Consider the following 13,983-nt stretch of genomic DNA (forward strand, 5'->3'; position numbering starts at 1 on the left):
ACGGCAGAGACAGAGGTGGAAAGCGGAGGTGGGGACGGAGGCGGTCTCAGACGACGGGGGGCATCTCGGTGGCGCGCGAGTCGAGGCCCGTGCGGAGGTTGACCCAGGCGCCCCGGGTGAAGTCCGGTATCTGCACGGGACGCCCCTTGGCCGCCAGGGACATGACACTCAGGGGGACGGGGGCGCACCAGGCCGCCGAGTCGTAGACGTCGATGTCGGGCACGAGGCCCGCCCGCATGAGCTGCACCGTCCGCCACTGCAGGACGTAGTCCATGCCGCCGTGACCGCCGTTGTTCGCCGCGTCGTCACCGATCTTCTTCCACAGCCAGTGGTCGAACTCCTTGCGGTAGGAGCCGAAGTCCCGCCAGGAGTGCCCGCTGTGGTCCGGCTCGACGTAGACGCGACCGCCCCCGGTCGACAGCACGCCCGCGTAGTCCTCGAAGATCCCCCGGCTGCCGGCGAGGGAGTTGATCCGGCTGTAGGGCCGCGGGGAGCTCACGTCGTGCTCGGCGCGGATGATCCGGCCCTTGGCCGTCTCGATCAGACAGGTGACCAGGTCGCCGTTGACGTACGTCTCCTTCCACGAGGGGTGGCTCCTGGGCACGAACCGCTCCCGGTAGTCGGCCAGGCCCTTCGGCTCGGTCGCCGTGGCGCGCAGGGTGGTCATGCGGTCGCCCCGGTTGATGTCCATGGCGGCGGCGATCGGCGCGAGGCCGTGCATGGCGTAGAAGGAGGCGGTGCTGCGGGTGTGCCACCGCCGCCGCCACGCGTCGGTGTAGTAAGTGTCGGAGAAAAGCAGTTCGCGCAGGTCGTGTAGATAGCCGCCGTGCCCGTTGGTGATGTCGCCGAACAGGCCTTCGTGCGCCATCTTCAGCATGGCCAGCTCGTTGCGGCCGTAGCTGCAGTTCTCCGAGAGCATGAGGTGCCTGCGGGTGCGCTCGGAGGTGTCGACGAGGTCCCACAGCTCGTCGAGCTCCGTGGCGATGGGCAGCTCGACGACGACGTGCTTGCCGGCGAGGAGCGCGGCCTTGCCCTGCGCGTAGTGGAACTCCCAGGGCGTGGCGATGTAGACGAGGTCGATGTCGTCGCGCCGCAGCATCTGCGTGTACGAGTCGGCCGAGCCGCCGTACTCGGCGGGGCGCGGCTTTCCGGCGGCGGCGAGGCCGTCGGCGACCCGCTTGGCGCGGTCGGCGCGCACGTCGCAGACGGCGGTCACCGTACAGCCGGGGACGACGGACCAGCCCGTGGTCATGCCGGCGCCGCGGTTGCCCAGTCCGATCACGCCGACGCGCACCGTCCGGTGGACGTCGTAGGCCACGTCGACCATGGACTTCTGGCCCGGCCTGCGGCGCGGCGAGGGCGCCGCCACCGCCGCCGCGGCCGCGTCGGGGGCGGATCCCACCCCGGTCGCGAGCGCTCCGGTGGTGGCCAGGGCGCCTCCCAGGAGCAGGCGGCGTGAGACTGCGGGGAGTTTTGACATGGGTTCGACGCTCCTCAAGACATACGGCAGCGGACGCGTGACGACTCTGACGGGGCGATCAGGTGCGTGTCAATAGGTGTTCAATGAGGGCGGGTTGTAAGCAGGATCGCGCAACAATCGCCGAGTTTCACGCACGAGGTCACACGACGAGCCCGTGAACGGTCTCCGGAACCACGCGATGCCGGGGGCGCCGCGGCTCGCTCCCCGACCCGTTTGGAGCCCCCCACCACTCCCCACGACCCCGAAGGCTGTGGCAGGATGCCGCGATGATCTCGGGCTCACGCATACCGGCGGTCGTTCCCGCAGGCCGGATGGCCGCGTCGGAACAACCGGTGCTCGCTCTTCCCTGCGGCCTGGAACTGCGCCCCTGGCGCGTCTCCGACGCCGACGCCCTGGTGGCCGCCGGCCGGGACCCCGGAATCCGGCACTGGAACCGGCTGCTGGTGGAGACGCCCGAGGACGCGCGCCGGAGGATCGAGCGCATGCACGAGCGCCGACGGGCCGAACTGAGCGCGATCTGGGCCGTCGCGCGACCGGCCGGCGAGGCGATAGGTCTGGCCGGATGGGGCGACCTCGACCTCGTCGGCGGCAGCGCCGAAATCGTCTACTGGCTCCTGCCCGCGGCGCGCGGCGGCGGAGTGGCGGCCGAGGCCGTGAGGCGCCTCGGCGCATGGGCCCTGGACGACCTCGGCCTGCACCGTCTGCGCCTGTGCCACTCGGTGGCCAACCCGGCGTCCTGCCGCGTGGCCGAGAAGGCCGGATACTCCTTCGAAGGCACCATGCGCGGTGCGCTGCTGCACGCGGACGGCTGGCACGACGAACACCTGCACGCGCTCGTCCGGGGCGACGTCTGATCCTGTACGGCCCCGAGCCGCCCCGCCGCGCGCTACGGGCTCCCGACGCGTCCGTACGGCCGGTGATCCGGCCGCCCGCTACCGCACCTGCCGCGCGGGCCGGGACCCGAAGGAATCCGCAGCGGGCACAAGGTGGAGCCGGTCGGTGTCGGAGGTGTGGGCGATCGGGTCGCCCGGCTCCTGGAAGTGCAGCGCGACTCCGCCGCCGGACCGGTACGCGTCCAGCCCGGCGCGGCAGTAGGCGACCATCGGCTCCGGCGGCGCGCCGAGCGGGAACCACCCCATGCCGTCGCAGACTTCGGGCTCCATGACCTCCGGCGTCCCGCGCCAGCGGCGGACCTCGAAGAAGAACCCGACCCGCGCGCCGCCGGACGGCGAACGGTGGTGCACGGTGACCGCGGCGCGCACGTCGGCCGGATCCACGACGAGGCCCGTCTCCTCCCGCGTCTCGCGGACGAGCGCGGTGACGACGTCCTCGCCGGCCCCGTCGACGTGACCGGAGGGGAAATGCCAGTGCCCCGCCGCGTAGACGGCCCCGGCCCGCCTCGACAGCAGCACCTCGGGCCCTTCCTCGCCGTCGCGGACGGCGACCAGATGCACGTCCACCGGCACCGCGTGCCGCCCTCCGCCGCTCAACGGACACCGCCCGAGCGCCGGCCGACCGGTGCCTGCCCGAGCCCCCCGGTGGTCGAGCTCTTTCCCGCCGCGGGCGGACCGGCCATCACGATCAGCATGACGGCACTGTCGCACACCCGGCTGCCGGTGTCCGCGCCGATTGGGCCATCCTTTTCGGGCCTTGCGTGATGACCGGCATGAACACGGCAACCTGTGTCCCGGCCGGATGCCCCCTGATGCCGGGTCCGCCCGGGTTCACGGGGTGGGCGGCCCACTGGGCCCAGGGCCGCTCCTGGTTCGCGGACGTCCAGGGGGGCGATCGAACGGGGCGGCCCGGACGTCTCTTTCCGTTCGGTCGGCCTGAGGGTTCATCCGATCTCGCCCCTTCGGCCGGCGAAGCGGGCCAGTTCCTCGGCGGCGCCGTGGGGCAGATAGGCCACCGCTGTCTCCGGCAAGGCCGTGATCGCGGCGCGCAACCGTGTGCCGAGGTCCGGGAACAGGGACCAAACAGAAGGAGGGACGTTCACTGCGGCGAGCAGTAGGTCGCCCTCGTAGAAGTACGCGTCGAGCAGCGGCTCTTCGAGCAGCAGGCGCACCGCGAGCGGGAGAACGTACGGCAGTGCCACCTGCTGGGAGACGAGGGTGCGCAGGTCCGCCGGGCCGAGTGCGCCCAGCGGCACCCGCCGCAACTCGTGCACCTTGCGCACCAGGAGGGTCGCGTCACCGCCGGGAGGAGCCCAGAGGGGCGGGTCCAACTCGTCCAGCGTGCGGTCGAGGTGCAGGAGAGGGTCCATGGGGGTTCATTCTGCGGGCCCTCCCGCTGCCTCGAACAGCCGGTCGCGGGGTGTGCCGCAAGGCCTGCGCTCCCGCGCGACCGCTTCCGTGTCGGCCGGCCGCCGAGGGGATCCCCGCTTCCGGCAGGGCGGAACTCCTCCCTCACCCAGGGGTAGAAATCGCTTTCTATCCCGGGCGTGCTGTCGGCCACCGGGCCACCGCCGGGTGCCCGCCCGGGCTTCCTTCCCCCGTGCTCCCGAGAGGTCTGCCCCGCCATGTCCTCATCGCCCGAACCCTTCTCCGCGTCCGGCCCCGACTCCGCCTCCCCGCTCTCCCGGCGCGGCCTGCTGCGCGCGGCCCTCGGCACCACCGCGCTCGGTGCCGCCGCGCTCGCCCTCCCGCTCGCCGTGCCGTCCCCCGCGCACGCCGCCGACGCCTACGACGCCCTCCGGCTGACCTGGCGCGGCCTGCTCCTCGGCACCGGATTCGACGCGGGCGCCCAGCCCTTCGCCGCCAAGCTGGCCGCGCTCGGCGCCACCGCGCGCGACCTGCGGGCCGCCATGGCGCCGGCGAACGGTTCCCTCTGGCCGGACCTCCCCTACGCGGACCCCGACCCGGACACGGACCCCGAGTCGTACACGTACTCCGGCAACCTCCACACCAGTTGCGCGAGGCTGCGCACCCTCGCCGAGGCGTACGCGCAGCCCGGTACCGGCCTCACCGGCGACACGGGGCTGCGCGACGCGATCCTGGCCGGGCTCGACCACCTCCACGACCAGGCGTACCACGCGGGCCAGGCCCGGTACGGCAACTGGTACAGCTGGCAGATCGGCTTCCCGCAGGCGCTGCTCGACGTCGACGTCCTGCTCTACGACCACCTCGGCGCCGCCCGCGTCGCCGAACACTGCGCCGCCGTCGACCACTTCGTCCCCGACAGCGCGGTCGCGCAGTACACCGGCACCTCCACCGGCGCCAACCGCGTCGACCTGTGCCGGGTGCTCGCGCTGCGCGGCGTCCTCGGGAAGTCCCCGGCGAAGCTCGCCCTGGCCCGCGACGCGCTCTCGCCCGTCTTCCCGTACGTCACCTCCGGCGACGGCCTCTACGCCGACGGCAGCTTCGTCCAGCACACCTGCGTCCCCTACGCCGGTTCGTACGGAGCCGTCATGCTCGGCGGCCTCTCCCACCTCTTCGCCCTGCTCAAGGGCTCCGCCTGGGAGGTCACCGACGGCGGCCGGCAGGTGGTGCTCGACTCGGTGGAGAAGGCGTACGCGCCCTTCCTCTTCAACGGCCTCGCCATGGACGCCGTCTCCGGCCGGGCGGTCAGCCGGGGAGTGCAGAAGAGCGACACCCGGGCCGTCCGGCAGGACGACCACCTGCGCGGCCACGGGATCATCGCCTGCGTCGCGCTGCTCGCGCAGAGCGCGTCGGCGGCCGAGAGGACCCGCTGGGAGGGCATGGTCAAGGGCTGGATCGCCCGGGCCTCCTACAGCCCGCTCCTGACGAGCCCCGCCCTCGGCGTCGCCGCGCTCGCCCGCCTCAAGGGGATCGACGACGGCCCGGCCGCGCCGAGCCCGGAACCGGCCGGGCACCGGCTCTTCCCCGGCATGGACCGGGCCGTGCACCGGCGGCCGGGCTGGGCGGCCTCGCTCTCCATGGCCTCGAAGCGCATCACGTACTACGAGAACGGCAACGGCGAGAACCTGCGCGCCTGGCACAGCGGTTCGGGCATGCTCTACTGGTGGGGCGACACCTTCGCCAACGGGCAGTACAGCGACGACTTCTGGCCCACCGTCGACCCCTACCGGCTGCCCGGCACCACCGCCTCGCGCAAGCCGCTCGCCGACGGCGCGGGCGGCGCCTGGGGCGCCGCGCGGCCCGACGTCCGATGGGTCGGCGGGACGACGGACGGCACGTACGCGGCGGTCGGACAGTATCTGAAGGGGCTCTCCTCCACGCTCCTCGCCAAGAAGTCCTGGTTCTTCCTCGACGACGCGATCGTCTGCCTGGGCGCCGGGATCCACGGCCGGGACGGCACCGGCGTCGAGTCGACCGTGGAGAACCGCAACCTCGGCGAGAACGGCGTCCACGCCCTCACCGTCGACGGCGCCGCCCGGCCCACGGCGCCCGGCTGGAGCGCCACGCTCACCGGAGCCCGCTGGGCGCACCTCGCGGGGCACGCCGGCTACGTCTTCCCGGGCGGCGCGCCCTCCTCCCTGAAGGCCCTGCGCCAGGCGCGCACGGGCAGGTGGTCGGAGATCAACCTGGGCGCCGTCACCGACCCGGTCACGCGCCGGTACCTGACGCTCTGGTTCGACCACGGCACCGATCCGACCCGGGCGGCGTACGCGTACGTCCTCATGCCGGGCGCGAGCCGGGAGCGGACGGAGGCCCGCGCGGCCGACCAGGGCTGGCTCACCGTCCTCGCCAACACCGACGACCAGCAGGGCGTACGCGTCCCCTCCCTCGGCCTCACCGGCGTCAACCTCTGGTTCGCCGGCACGGTCGGCGAGGTCACGACCGGCGCCCCCGCGGCCGTCCTGATCCGCGAGTCCGGCACCACGGCCACGGTCTGCGTCTCCGGCCCGCTCCGGGACGGCGCGGCGATCGACCTGACGTGGAACCGGCCCGTCTCCGCCGTCCTCTCCCACGACCCGGCGGTCCAGGTCCTCGGCACCGGCGCCGCGCTCCGGCTCCGCGTCGCCCCCGGCACCCTCGCGGCCACCCACAAGGCGGTCGTACGGCTGGGCTGAGGGGGGGCGGGCGGTGAGGTCGCGTCCCGTCCCGGGTGTCAGGCACCGGTGTACAGGGCGGCGTACTCCTCGCCGGGCGGGACGACGGTGATGACGTCGACCAGTACGCCGTCGGGGGCCGCGACGATGAAGTGCCGCTGGCCGAACTCCTCGGTGCGCAGGGACAGCACCTCGGGCAGACCGGCCTCCGTCACGAGCCGCCGGTGCTCGGCGTCCACGTCGTCCACCTCGAAGTTCAGCAGCAGACCGCCCCGCAGCGCGGCCCGGTGGCCCTCGGGGACGGTCGGATGGGCGTGGTCGAGGAGGGCCAGCTCGTACTGCGGGGCGTCGGGGCGGCGCAGGCTGACGTACCAGTCCGCCTCGAAGGTCACCTCGAACCCGAAGTGACGGGTGTAGAAGTCGCGCGAGGCCGCCACGTCCCGGGTGGCGAGCACCGGGTAGAAGCCGCCGAGTCCGGCCGCGGGAGCAGGGGTGGTGAGTTCGTTCGTCATGGCCGGGGCCCTCCGTTTCCTTTTCGCATACCCGGGGTATGTGAATCGTGGCGTTAGCATACCCCGGGTACGTGAAAGGGGAAGGGTGAGGGCGATGGCGGTCAACCGGGCGGAGCAGCGGGCGGCCACGCGGCGGGCTCTGCTGGCGGAGGGGAGGCGGCGGTTCGCCGCCGACGGGTACCACCACGTGGTGCTGGCCGAGGTGGCGCGGGCCGCCGGGGTCACCAAGGGGGCCGCCTACCACCACTTCGACAGCAAGGCGGGCCTCTTCCGGGCCGTGGTCTCCGAGGTCCAGGAGGAACTGGGGGAGCGGGTCGCGGCCGAGGCCGAGCGGCACGAGGACCTCTGGGAGCAGCTCCGGGCCGGCTGCCGGGCCTTCCTGGCCTCGGGGACCGACCCGGCGGTGCGGCGGATCCTGCTGGTCGACGCGCCGACCGTGCTGGGCTGGGACGAGTGGCGCACCATGGACGAGGAGTCCTCCGCCCGGCACCTCGCGGAGGCCCTGGAGGCGCTCGCCGAGGCGGGACTGATCGCCGACCGGCCGGTGGAGCCCCTGGCCCGGCTGCTCTCGGGCGCGATGAACGAGGCCGCGCTCTGGATCGCGCGGGGCGGGGACCCGCGGGCCGCGGAGCAGGCGCTCGACCGGCTCCTGGCGGGGCTGCGCACTCCCTAGGGGATGTCCGGCGGGTCATGGCCGGGGCCGCGACGCCCGGGAAGGCCCCACGCGCCGTACGTCGCGGCCTGCGACCCCCTGACCCGCCGGACAGGCCAGGGTTTCCCTGGCGGGTCGACGGGCCGTGAGACCATCGCCTTCGCGGTCTCGGGGCGCCGGGGACACCGGGCCGCGACACAGGGGGAGCGGACATGGAACACGGCCGGACGGTGGAAGCGCGCGGAGAGCGCACGCGGGGCGAGCGGCTGACCGAGGGGCTGACCGTCGCCGTGGCGTCGGTCCTCTCGCTCGGCCTGCTGGCCGGCCCGGTGGTGGTCTTCGGCACCACGGCCTGGGGCCTGGCCACCGACACCGGGACCACCACGTTCAGCCGGTTCCTGGTGCCGGTGCTCCTCCTCGCCCTCTTGGCGCTGCCGCCCGCCCTGGCCCGCGCGGTGTTCCGCTCGGGCCGGCGCAAGGGAGGCGGACGGCTGACGGCGGCGGCCCCGGCGACCCTGGCACTGCTCGGCGGAGCCGTCGTGCCGTTCGTGGTCCTGTGCCTGCTTCTGGTGACCGCGGCAGGCTGACTGCCGGCCGACCTCGGGCCGCGTCAGCCGTCCGGACCTCCGGCCGAGGAGGCCGTCCGGCGTCCGCCGAGGGGAGCCCGCCGTCGTCGACCGCGACTCACGGGCCGCGCCAGACGTTGGCGAAGGCCGCGTTCTCGATGGTCCTCCGCTGGCGCACGGCCTCCAGCTCCATCACCGCGTCGTGGACGGCCGCCACCACGCTCGTCACCGCCTCGTCGTCGAGACCGGGATCCTCGTCGGGCCGCCCGCCGTCGATTCCCACGGCCGAGGCGAGTGCGGCCAGGACGGGCTCCCTCGCCTCCCGGCGGTCGACCGCCCGGCGGCGGGCCGGCGTGTCGACCGCTTCCACGCGTTCCTTGCCGAAGGGCGACAGGCCGCTCCGCTTCCGCGTCAGCTCGCCGTCCTCCTCCAGCGCGGCCCGGTACGCGGACGAAAGGTCCTCGCCCCGGCGCCACAGCCAGTCCTCGACCCGTTCGTAGGGCGGCTGCCGGGTGAGCCGTCCCGCGGCCTCGTCCAGGAGCCTGTCGTCCGGCGCCGACGGCCCGCCCGGCACGATGCGGTCGCCGTCCACGGTGACGGCCCCCGTACCGACGAGATCGATCAGCTCGGCCCCCGCGAGCGCGAGCGACAGGTCGCCCTGCCCCACGGAACGCTCCGGCCCCGGGTCCATGGCGATGATGAACAGGTCTTTCGCCGTGCTCATGAACGGCTCCCCTCGAAGACGTCGACAAGGCGCGCCTCCCCACCGGCCGATCCCGGCCGGCACCCGGCCCGGCCCGTGTCCGGAGTCGGTTCGGCGGCGGAGCGCCCACCACGATCAGTATCGCCCCGCCCCGGCGGTCGAAGCCCTGCCGCCGGACGGATTCCGCGACGGCGGTCCGTCCGAGGAGCCCCGAGGGGACCCTCAGGGACGGAGCCCGACGTGCTTGAGCGCGACCGCGCCGAGGTTGGCGATGGCCTCCCGGTCTCCCCGGCGCCATGCGTCGGCCCATCCACCGGGCGGCGGAGCCGGCAGCGCGGTGAGTGCGCCGGGAGGGCCGGTGAGGGCGCGCAGGGCGAGCAGATCGGCGCCTCCGGGAGCCTCGGCGAGGCGGCGCAGGGTGCTGCTGCGCCGGATCCAGAGCAGGCGGGGCGGGAGCCACAGCAGCAGGACGAAGAGCACCGGGATGACGATGAGGGCCGCCGTGACGACGTCGGCGACCTGGCCGACGGTCTCCTGGAACGACACGCCCGCGTCGGCGAAGCCGGAGCTGGCGTCGGCCGCGGACCGGAGCGGCTTCTGCAGGACGTCGCCGATGAACGGCACGTCCGACGCCGCGTCCCCCGCCTCCCCGAGCTCCCTGGCGAGGCTGTCACCGGAACTCTCCACCTTCTGTCCCGGCTCGGCCAGCAGCATGATCGTCTCGCGGACGGCGAGGGCGGCCCACACCGCGGCGGCGATCAGGACCACGGCGACCAGGTCCACGAGGACCTGGCGGTTCCGGCGTGCGGGTGTCTGGGCGTAGAAGCGCAACGGAGGTGCTCCCCTTCGGATCGTGGCGTCGAGGAGGTCCGGCCACCCCGGCCGCGACTCGGCCGACCGGTCGTCGGGATCAACTCTTCCACCGCTCCTCGCGGGCAAACGTGCGGAGCACGGTGCGAGGGGATACCGCCACCGCCCCGCGCACCGTTAGCGTCGGGCCCATGATCGTATGGCTCAACGGCACCCACGGCGCGGGCAAGACGACGACCGCCGCGCTCGTGCGGCGGCTGATCCCGGACTCACGGGTGTTCGACGCCGAGAAGGTCGGCGAGACCCTCATGGACATCACGCCGGGGCTGCCCGAGACGGACAACTTCCAGCACTGGCCGCCGTGGCGGCCGCTCGTGGTCGAGACCGCCCGCCGCGTGCTCGACTACACCGGCGGCACCCTGGTGATCCCCATGACCGTCCTGGTCGAGGAGTACTGGCGCGAGATCAGCGAGGGCCTCGCCCGGTACGCCGTCCCGATACGGCACTTCGTCCTCCACGCCGACCGGGACGCCCTCCGCGCGCGCATCGCGAACGACACCGTCACCGGCCCCGACTCCCCGTTCCGCCTCCAGTACCTCGATCCCTACGCCGAGGCGGCCCGCACGTGGCTGCACGCCGAGGCCGAGGTCGTCGACACCACCCACCTCACACCCGACCGCGCCGCCCTGCGGATCGCGGAGGCGCTCAAGGGCTGAGCGGCCCCTCCGGGCAGGCGGGTCACGGGTCCCGGCGCCCGCCGGGCGAGGCCGCCCGGCTCCCGGTGGGGTCGGGCGGGTGTCCGGCGGCGGGGGGCTTCGGCGAGGGCTCGCCCGCCGCGAGGTGTTCCAGGACCTCCGCCAGTTCCTGGCAGGCGCGGCGCACCGACCGGCGGGTCGCCCGCTGCTCGGTGATGACGGAGGAGAGGAGCAGGGCCGTCAGGGCGGCGGAGCCGTTGAACGCCTGGAGCTTCACCATGATCTCGACGTCCGACAGGTGGAGGAACGCGCCCTGCCCGGCGGTCGCCTCGAAGGTGGTGAGCACGGACGCGAAGAGCGCGCACAGCATGCTTCCGGCGAGCTGGAAGCGGAGCGCCGCCCAGATCAGCAGGGGGAAGACCAGGAAGAGCAGGCTCATCGGGCTGTGCACGGCCGACGGCACGAGGACCAGGGCCGCGAGCCCCAGACAGACCGCCTCCTTCCAGCGCCGTGTCCGGAACCGCCCGACCGTGCCCGCGAACGCGAGCAGGAGCGGAGCGACGAGCAGCACGCCCATCGTGTCGCCCGCCCACCAGGCCAGCCAGACGGGCCAGAACTCGCTCTTCCCCAGGGAGCCGGTCGCCACGTGCAGTCCGACCCCGGCGGTCGAGCTGATCAGCATGGCGCCGAACCCGCCGAGGAAGACCAGGGAGAGCCCGTCCCGCAGCCTGGCCATGTCGAGCCGGAAGCCGACCCGTCTCAGCAGCAGGAAGGCGCACAGCGGTGCGGCGGTGTTGCTCACGACGGTGACCACCGTGGTGAGCCCCGGAGTGGTGAGGGAGGCGATGACGAGGAAGCAGCCCAGGGCGATCCCGGGCCAGACCCGCACGCCGAGCAGCAGCAGGGCGGCGACGGAGACGCCCGTGGGCGGCCAGATGGGGGTGACCACCACGCCCTCGACGACGAGGCGGCCCAGCAGGCCGATCCGTCCGGCCGCGTAGTAGCAGGCGGCCACGGCCAGCGAGGCCAGGACCGCTTCCGTCGAGGGCCGGAACTGCCGAGTGACCAACACATCAGCCATCAGACACCGGCCGGACCGTCCCGACCGGGCAAGAACCCCCTGCGTGTCGGGCGCGACCGTACGGAACGGGCCGGGCCCGGCCCGCACTCCGGCTCGCACCGGAGCGGACCCCGGCCCGGCATGGATCGGGCCCCGGTCCGGCCCGGATCGGACCGCGGCCCGTACCGGATCGGCCTCCAAAACGGACCGGATCGGATTCCTGCCCGCACCGGATCGGACTCCGGAACGGCCCGGATCGCGTCCCGGCCCGCACCGCTCCCGGCACCGGGCGCCGGGCGTCACCCGTTCGGGGGTGGGCCGTTCAGGGGCGGGCCGGCCGGGGTGGCGGTCGCTCCCCCTCGGCCCCTCACCGGCCAGGCGGTACCGCCGTCGTGGCCGACGACCAGGACGGCGGCGTCGTCCTCGTGCCCCACCGTGCTCGCCAGCTTCATGACGGCGGTGGCGAGCGCGTCGACGTCCAGCCCGGCGACGGCGGTGATGCCGGCGAGCCGCATCACCTGGTCCAGGCCGTCGTCGAGGTGGAGCGAGGGCCCCTCCACCACCCCGTCGGTCAGCAGGACGAAGACGCCGCCGGTGGTGAGCCGGTGGCGGGTGACGGGGTAGTCGACCCCGCTGAACACACCGAGCGGGGGCCCGCCCTCGCCGTCGTCGATGCCGGAGCGGCCGTCGGCGGTGGCCCAGATGTGGGGGATGTGACCGGCGCGGGCGCACTCCAGGGTGCCGGCGGCGGGGTCGAGCCGCAGGAAGGTGCAGGTGGCGAAGAGGTCGGCGCCCAGGGTGACCAGCAGGTCGTTGGTGCGGGCGAGCAGCTCTCCCGGGTCCCCGGTGACGGAGGCCAGCGCGCGCAGCCCCACGCGGACCTGTCCCATGAAGGCGGCGGCCTCGATGTTGTGCCCCTGCACGTCGCCGATGGACATGCCGATGTGCCCGTCGGGCAGCGTGAAGGCGTCGTACCAGTCGCCGCCCACGTTGAGCCCGTGGTTCGCGGGCATGTAGCCGACGGCCAGCCGGACGCCCGGAGGGCTGGGAAGGTCCGGAGGCAGCATGCCGCGCTGCAGGGCCACGGCGAGCTCGACGCGGGAGCGCTGCGTCTCGGCCAGCTCCCGCGCCCGGGCGGTCAGCGACCCGAGTCTGGTCAGCAGCTCGTCGCTGCTGTCGGCCGGCCGTCTGCGGAACATCGATCACTCCGGCGTGGCGAGAGTCCCTCGCATCAGTTCGTTCTCTCTCCGGCTCGTAGGACCATGGGGCCACCTCGGCATGAACAGGGCCTTCCCTACTCTGCCCGGAGGAGACGCCGCCCGCACCTCTACCGGCGCCCCGCCCTTCCGCGCCGCCGTGCCGGAGCGCGTGATCAGGTCGACTCGCGGACCACGAGTTCGTTCGGGATGACGACCGGTTCCCTGGGGCCGCCCTCGATGAGTCCGAGGAGGAGGTGGACCGTGGCGATGGCCTGGTCGGCCATGGGGCTGCGGACGGAGGTGAGCGCCGGCGCGGTGTACGCGGCGGCCTCGATGTCGTCGAAGCCGACGACGGCCACGTCCTCGGGCACGCGGCGGCCCGCCCGGCGCAGGGTCCGCAGGGCTCCGATCGCCATCAGGTCGTTGGACGCGAACACGGCGTCCAGCGCCGGATCGTCCTCCAGGAGCTGTCGCATGGCCTCGGCGCCCGACGCCCGGGTGAAGTCGCCCAGCGCGACGATCGACCGGCGGCCGGTCCCGCGCAGCGCCTCGCGGTAGCCGTCGAGCCGCTCGCGGGCCTCGAACAGGTCGAGCGGGCCGGTGATGGCGGCGATCCTGCGGCGCCCGCGCTCCAGCAGGTGCCGCACGGCGAGCGAGGCGCCGCCGACGTTGTCGAGTCCGGCGTACGGCACCTGGGGTGCGGACGTGCGGTTGAACGAGGCCATCGGCAGACCCGTCCTGGCCAGCGCCGCCGGCAGCGGGTCGGTGCCGTGCAGCGCGACGAGCATGACGCCGTCCACGTGCCCGCCCGCCACGTACGCCTCCACCCGGGCCCGGCTCCTGTCGGACTCCGCGAGCATCAGCACGACCTGCTTGCCGGCGGCTTCCAGCTCCCTGCTCACGGCCCGCACGACGGTGGAGAACAGGGGGTCGTCGGAGACCACGCCCTGGGGCGGGTCGGAGACGACGACGGCCACCGCGTCCGTCCGGCGGGTGACGAGGTTGCGGGCGGCCGCGTTGGGCACGTACCCCAGCTCGCGGACGGCCCGCATGACGACCTCGCGGATCTGCGGGGCGACGGTCGTCTCGCCGTTGACGACCCGGGAGACGCTCGACTTGGACACGCCCGCGCGAGCGGCGACCACTTCCAGCGTGGGTCGTTTCATCCCGGTCCATTCGATCGACGGCGTCCGTGCTCCCCGGGGAGCGTTCTCCGGCGAGGATGACGCCCCGTCGACGCCCATGTCAACGGCGCTGTGAAGACGGCCGCCGCTCCGTCCGCGGGCCGTCCCGCGCCCCGGCCGCACGGCGCCTCCGCCCTGGCACGGCGTGCT

General features: G+C 73.9%; 14 protein-coding genes. 5 read left to right on the top strand and 9 right to left on the bottom strand.

All coding sequences use genetic code 11. From position 1 onward, the window contains the following. Positions 1-46: 46 nt before the first annotated feature. A complete protein-coding gene (locus tag ACWGSR_RS23225; RefSeq protein WP_453568624.1) occupies positions 47-1,480 on the bottom strand; it encodes a Gfo/Idh/MocA family protein in 1,434 nt (477 codons plus the stop codon). 266 nt (positions 1,481-1,746) lie between these two features. Here ACWGSR_RS23225 and ACWGSR_RS23230 point away from each other — a divergent pair, with 266 nt between their 5' ends. After that, complete coding sequence (locus tag ACWGSR_RS23230; RefSeq protein ID WP_453568626.1) at positions 1,747-2,334, top strand: GNAT family N-acetyltransferase; 588 nt, start codon at positions 1,747-1,749, stop codon at positions 2,332-2,334. Between the two features lie 78 nt (positions 2,335-2,412). Here the strand turns inward: ACWGSR_RS23230 and ACWGSR_RS23235 are convergent, their stop codons facing one another. Both ACWGSR_RS23235 and ACWGSR_RS23240 read right to left on the bottom strand, forming a co-directional pair. Beyond that, positions 2,413-2,940 carry an NUDIX hydrolase gene (locus ACWGSR_RS23235; RefSeq protein ID WP_453568628.1) on the bottom strand — a complete coding sequence of 176 codons (528 nt, stop codon included), beginning with the start codon at positions 2,938-2,940 and terminating at the stop codon, positions 2,413-2,415. 377 nt (positions 2,941-3,317) lie between these two features. Then, positions 3,318-3,743: a contact-dependent growth inhibition system immunity protein gene (locus ACWGSR_RS23240; protein WP_453568630.1), complete on the bottom strand. Its 426-nt coding sequence runs from the start codon at positions 3,741-3,743 to the stop codon at positions 3,318-3,320. Positions 3,744-3,998: 255 nt separating this feature from the next. On the opposite strand from ACWGSR_RS23240, the gene ACWGSR_RS23245 reads away from it, so the two are divergent. Continuing rightward, positions 3,999-6,473, top strand: a complete 2,475-nt coding sequence (locus ACWGSR_RS23245) for a polysaccharide lyase 8 family protein (RefSeq protein WP_453568632.1) — start codon at positions 3,999-4,001, stop codon at positions 6,471-6,473. A gap of 38 nt (positions 6,474-6,511) precedes the next feature. Here ACWGSR_RS23245 and ACWGSR_RS23250 read toward each other — a convergent pair whose 3' ends face one another. Next, on the bottom strand, positions 6,512-6,964 hold the full coding sequence (locus tag ACWGSR_RS23250; RefSeq protein WP_453568634.1) for a VOC family protein: 453 nt from the start codon (positions 6,962-6,964) through the stop codon (positions 6,512-6,514). A gap of 94 nt (positions 6,965-7,058) precedes the next feature. Between ACWGSR_RS23250 and ACWGSR_RS23255 the strand changes: the two genes are divergently transcribed. After that, positions 7,059-7,637 (top strand): TetR/AcrR family transcriptional regulator, encoded by a 579-nt coding sequence (locus ACWGSR_RS23255; protein WP_453568636.1) that lies wholly within the window; start codon positions 7,059-7,061, stop codon positions 7,635-7,637. 191 nt (positions 7,638-7,828) lie between these two features. Then, the gene (locus ACWGSR_RS23260; RefSeq protein ID WP_453568638.1) at positions 7,829-8,203 is read left to right on the top strand and encodes a hypothetical protein; all 375 of its coding nucleotides are present in this window, start codon (positions 7,829-7,831) and stop codon (positions 8,201-8,203) included. Between the two features lie 97 nt (positions 8,204-8,300). Here ACWGSR_RS23260 and ACWGSR_RS23265 read toward each other — a convergent pair whose 3' ends face one another. Together ACWGSR_RS23265 and ACWGSR_RS23270 are read right to left on the bottom strand one after the other, a co-directional pair. After that, complete coding sequence (locus ACWGSR_RS23265) at positions 8,301-8,906, bottom strand: GOLPH3/VPS74 family protein (protein WP_453568640.1); 606 nt, start codon at positions 8,904-8,906, stop codon at positions 8,301-8,303. A gap of 201 nt (positions 8,907-9,107) precedes the next feature. Then, the gene (locus ACWGSR_RS23270; RefSeq protein ID WP_453568642.1) at positions 9,108-9,716 is read right to left on the bottom strand and encodes a hypothetical protein; all 609 of its coding nucleotides are present in this window, start codon (positions 9,714-9,716) and stop codon (positions 9,108-9,110) included. Positions 9,717-9,886: 170 nt separating this feature from the next. Between ACWGSR_RS23270 and ACWGSR_RS23275 the strand changes: the two genes are divergently transcribed. Next, entirely contained in the window at positions 9,887-10,411 is a 525-nt protein-coding gene (locus ACWGSR_RS23275; protein WP_453568644.1) for an AAA family ATPase, read from the top strand. Between the two features lie 22 nt (positions 10,412-10,433). Here the strand turns inward: ACWGSR_RS23275 and ACWGSR_RS23280 are convergent, their stop codons facing one another. The 3 genes from ACWGSR_RS23280 to ACWGSR_RS23290 all read right to left on the bottom strand — a co-directional run bounded on the left by ACWGSR_RS23280 (position 10,434) and on the right by ACWGSR_RS23290 (position 13,815). Beyond that, entirely contained in the window at positions 10,434-11,471 is a 1,038-nt protein-coding gene (locus tag ACWGSR_RS23280) for an MASE1 domain-containing protein (protein WP_453568646.1), read from the bottom strand. A 278-nt stretch (positions 11,472-11,749) separates the two neighbouring features. Next, positions 11,750-12,649 carry a PP2C family protein-serine/threonine phosphatase gene (locus ACWGSR_RS23285; protein ID WP_453568648.1) on the bottom strand — a complete coding sequence of 300 codons (900 nt, stop codon included), beginning with the start codon at positions 12,647-12,649 and terminating at the stop codon, positions 11,750-11,752. Between the two features lie 173 nt (positions 12,650-12,822). Then, positions 12,823-13,815 carry a LacI family DNA-binding transcriptional regulator gene (locus ACWGSR_RS23290; RefSeq protein ID WP_376232879.1) on the bottom strand — a complete coding sequence of 331 codons (993 nt, stop codon included), beginning with the start codon at positions 13,813-13,815 and terminating at the stop codon, positions 12,823-12,825. Between the last annotated feature and the right edge of the window lie 168 nt (positions 13,816-13,983).

Source organism: Streptomyces sp. NPDC055632, from assembly GCF_053618675.1.

What these genes read in the sequence shown, in the direction of transcription:
- ACWGSR_RS23225 (WP_453568624.1), bottom strand. Translation starts at nt 1,480, where the DNA reads ATGTCAAAACTCCCCGCAGTCTCACGCCGCCTGCTCCTGGGAGGCGCC.
- ACWGSR_RS23230 (WP_453568626.1), top strand. Translation starts at nt 1,747, where the DNA reads ATGATCTCGGGCTCACGCATACCGGCGGTCGTTCCCGCAGGCCGGATG.
- ACWGSR_RS23240 (WP_453568630.1), bottom strand. Translation starts at nt 3,743, where the DNA reads ATGGACCCTCTCCTGCACCTCGACCGCACGCTGGACGAGTTGGACCCG.
- ACWGSR_RS23245 (WP_453568632.1), top strand. Translation starts at nt 3,999, where the DNA reads ATGTCCTCATCGCCCGAACCCTTCTCCGCGTCCGGCCCCGACTCCGCC.
- ACWGSR_RS23250 (WP_453568634.1), bottom strand. Translation starts at nt 6,964, where the DNA reads ATGACGAACGAACTCACCACCCCTGCTCCCGCGGCCGGACTCGGCGGC.
- ACWGSR_RS23255 (WP_453568636.1), top strand. Translation starts at nt 7,059, where the DNA reads ATGGCGGTCAACCGGGCGGAGCAGCGGGCGGCCACGCGGCGGGCTCTG.
- ACWGSR_RS23260 (WP_453568638.1), top strand. Translation starts at nt 7,829, where the DNA reads ATGGAACACGGCCGGACGGTGGAAGCGCGCGGAGAGCGCACGCGGGGC.
- ACWGSR_RS23265 (WP_453568640.1), bottom strand. Translation starts at nt 8,906, where the DNA reads ATGAGCACGGCGAAAGACCTGTTCATCATCGCCATGGACCCGGGGCCG.
- ACWGSR_RS23275 (WP_453568644.1), top strand. Translation starts at nt 9,887, where the DNA reads ATGATCGTATGGCTCAACGGCACCCACGGCGCGGGCAAGACGACGACC.
- ACWGSR_RS23280 (WP_453568646.1), bottom strand. Translation starts at nt 11,471, where the DNA reads ATGGCTGATGTGTTGGTCACTCGGCAGTTCCGGCCCTCGACGGAAGCG.
- ACWGSR_RS23285 (WP_453568648.1), bottom strand. Translation starts at nt 12,649, where the DNA reads ATGTTCCGCAGACGGCCGGCCGACAGCAGCGACGAGCTGCTGACCAGA.
- ACWGSR_RS23290 (WP_376232879.1), bottom strand. Translation starts at nt 13,815, where the DNA reads ATGAAACGACCCACGCTGGAAGTGGTCGCCGCTCGCGCGGGCGTGTCC.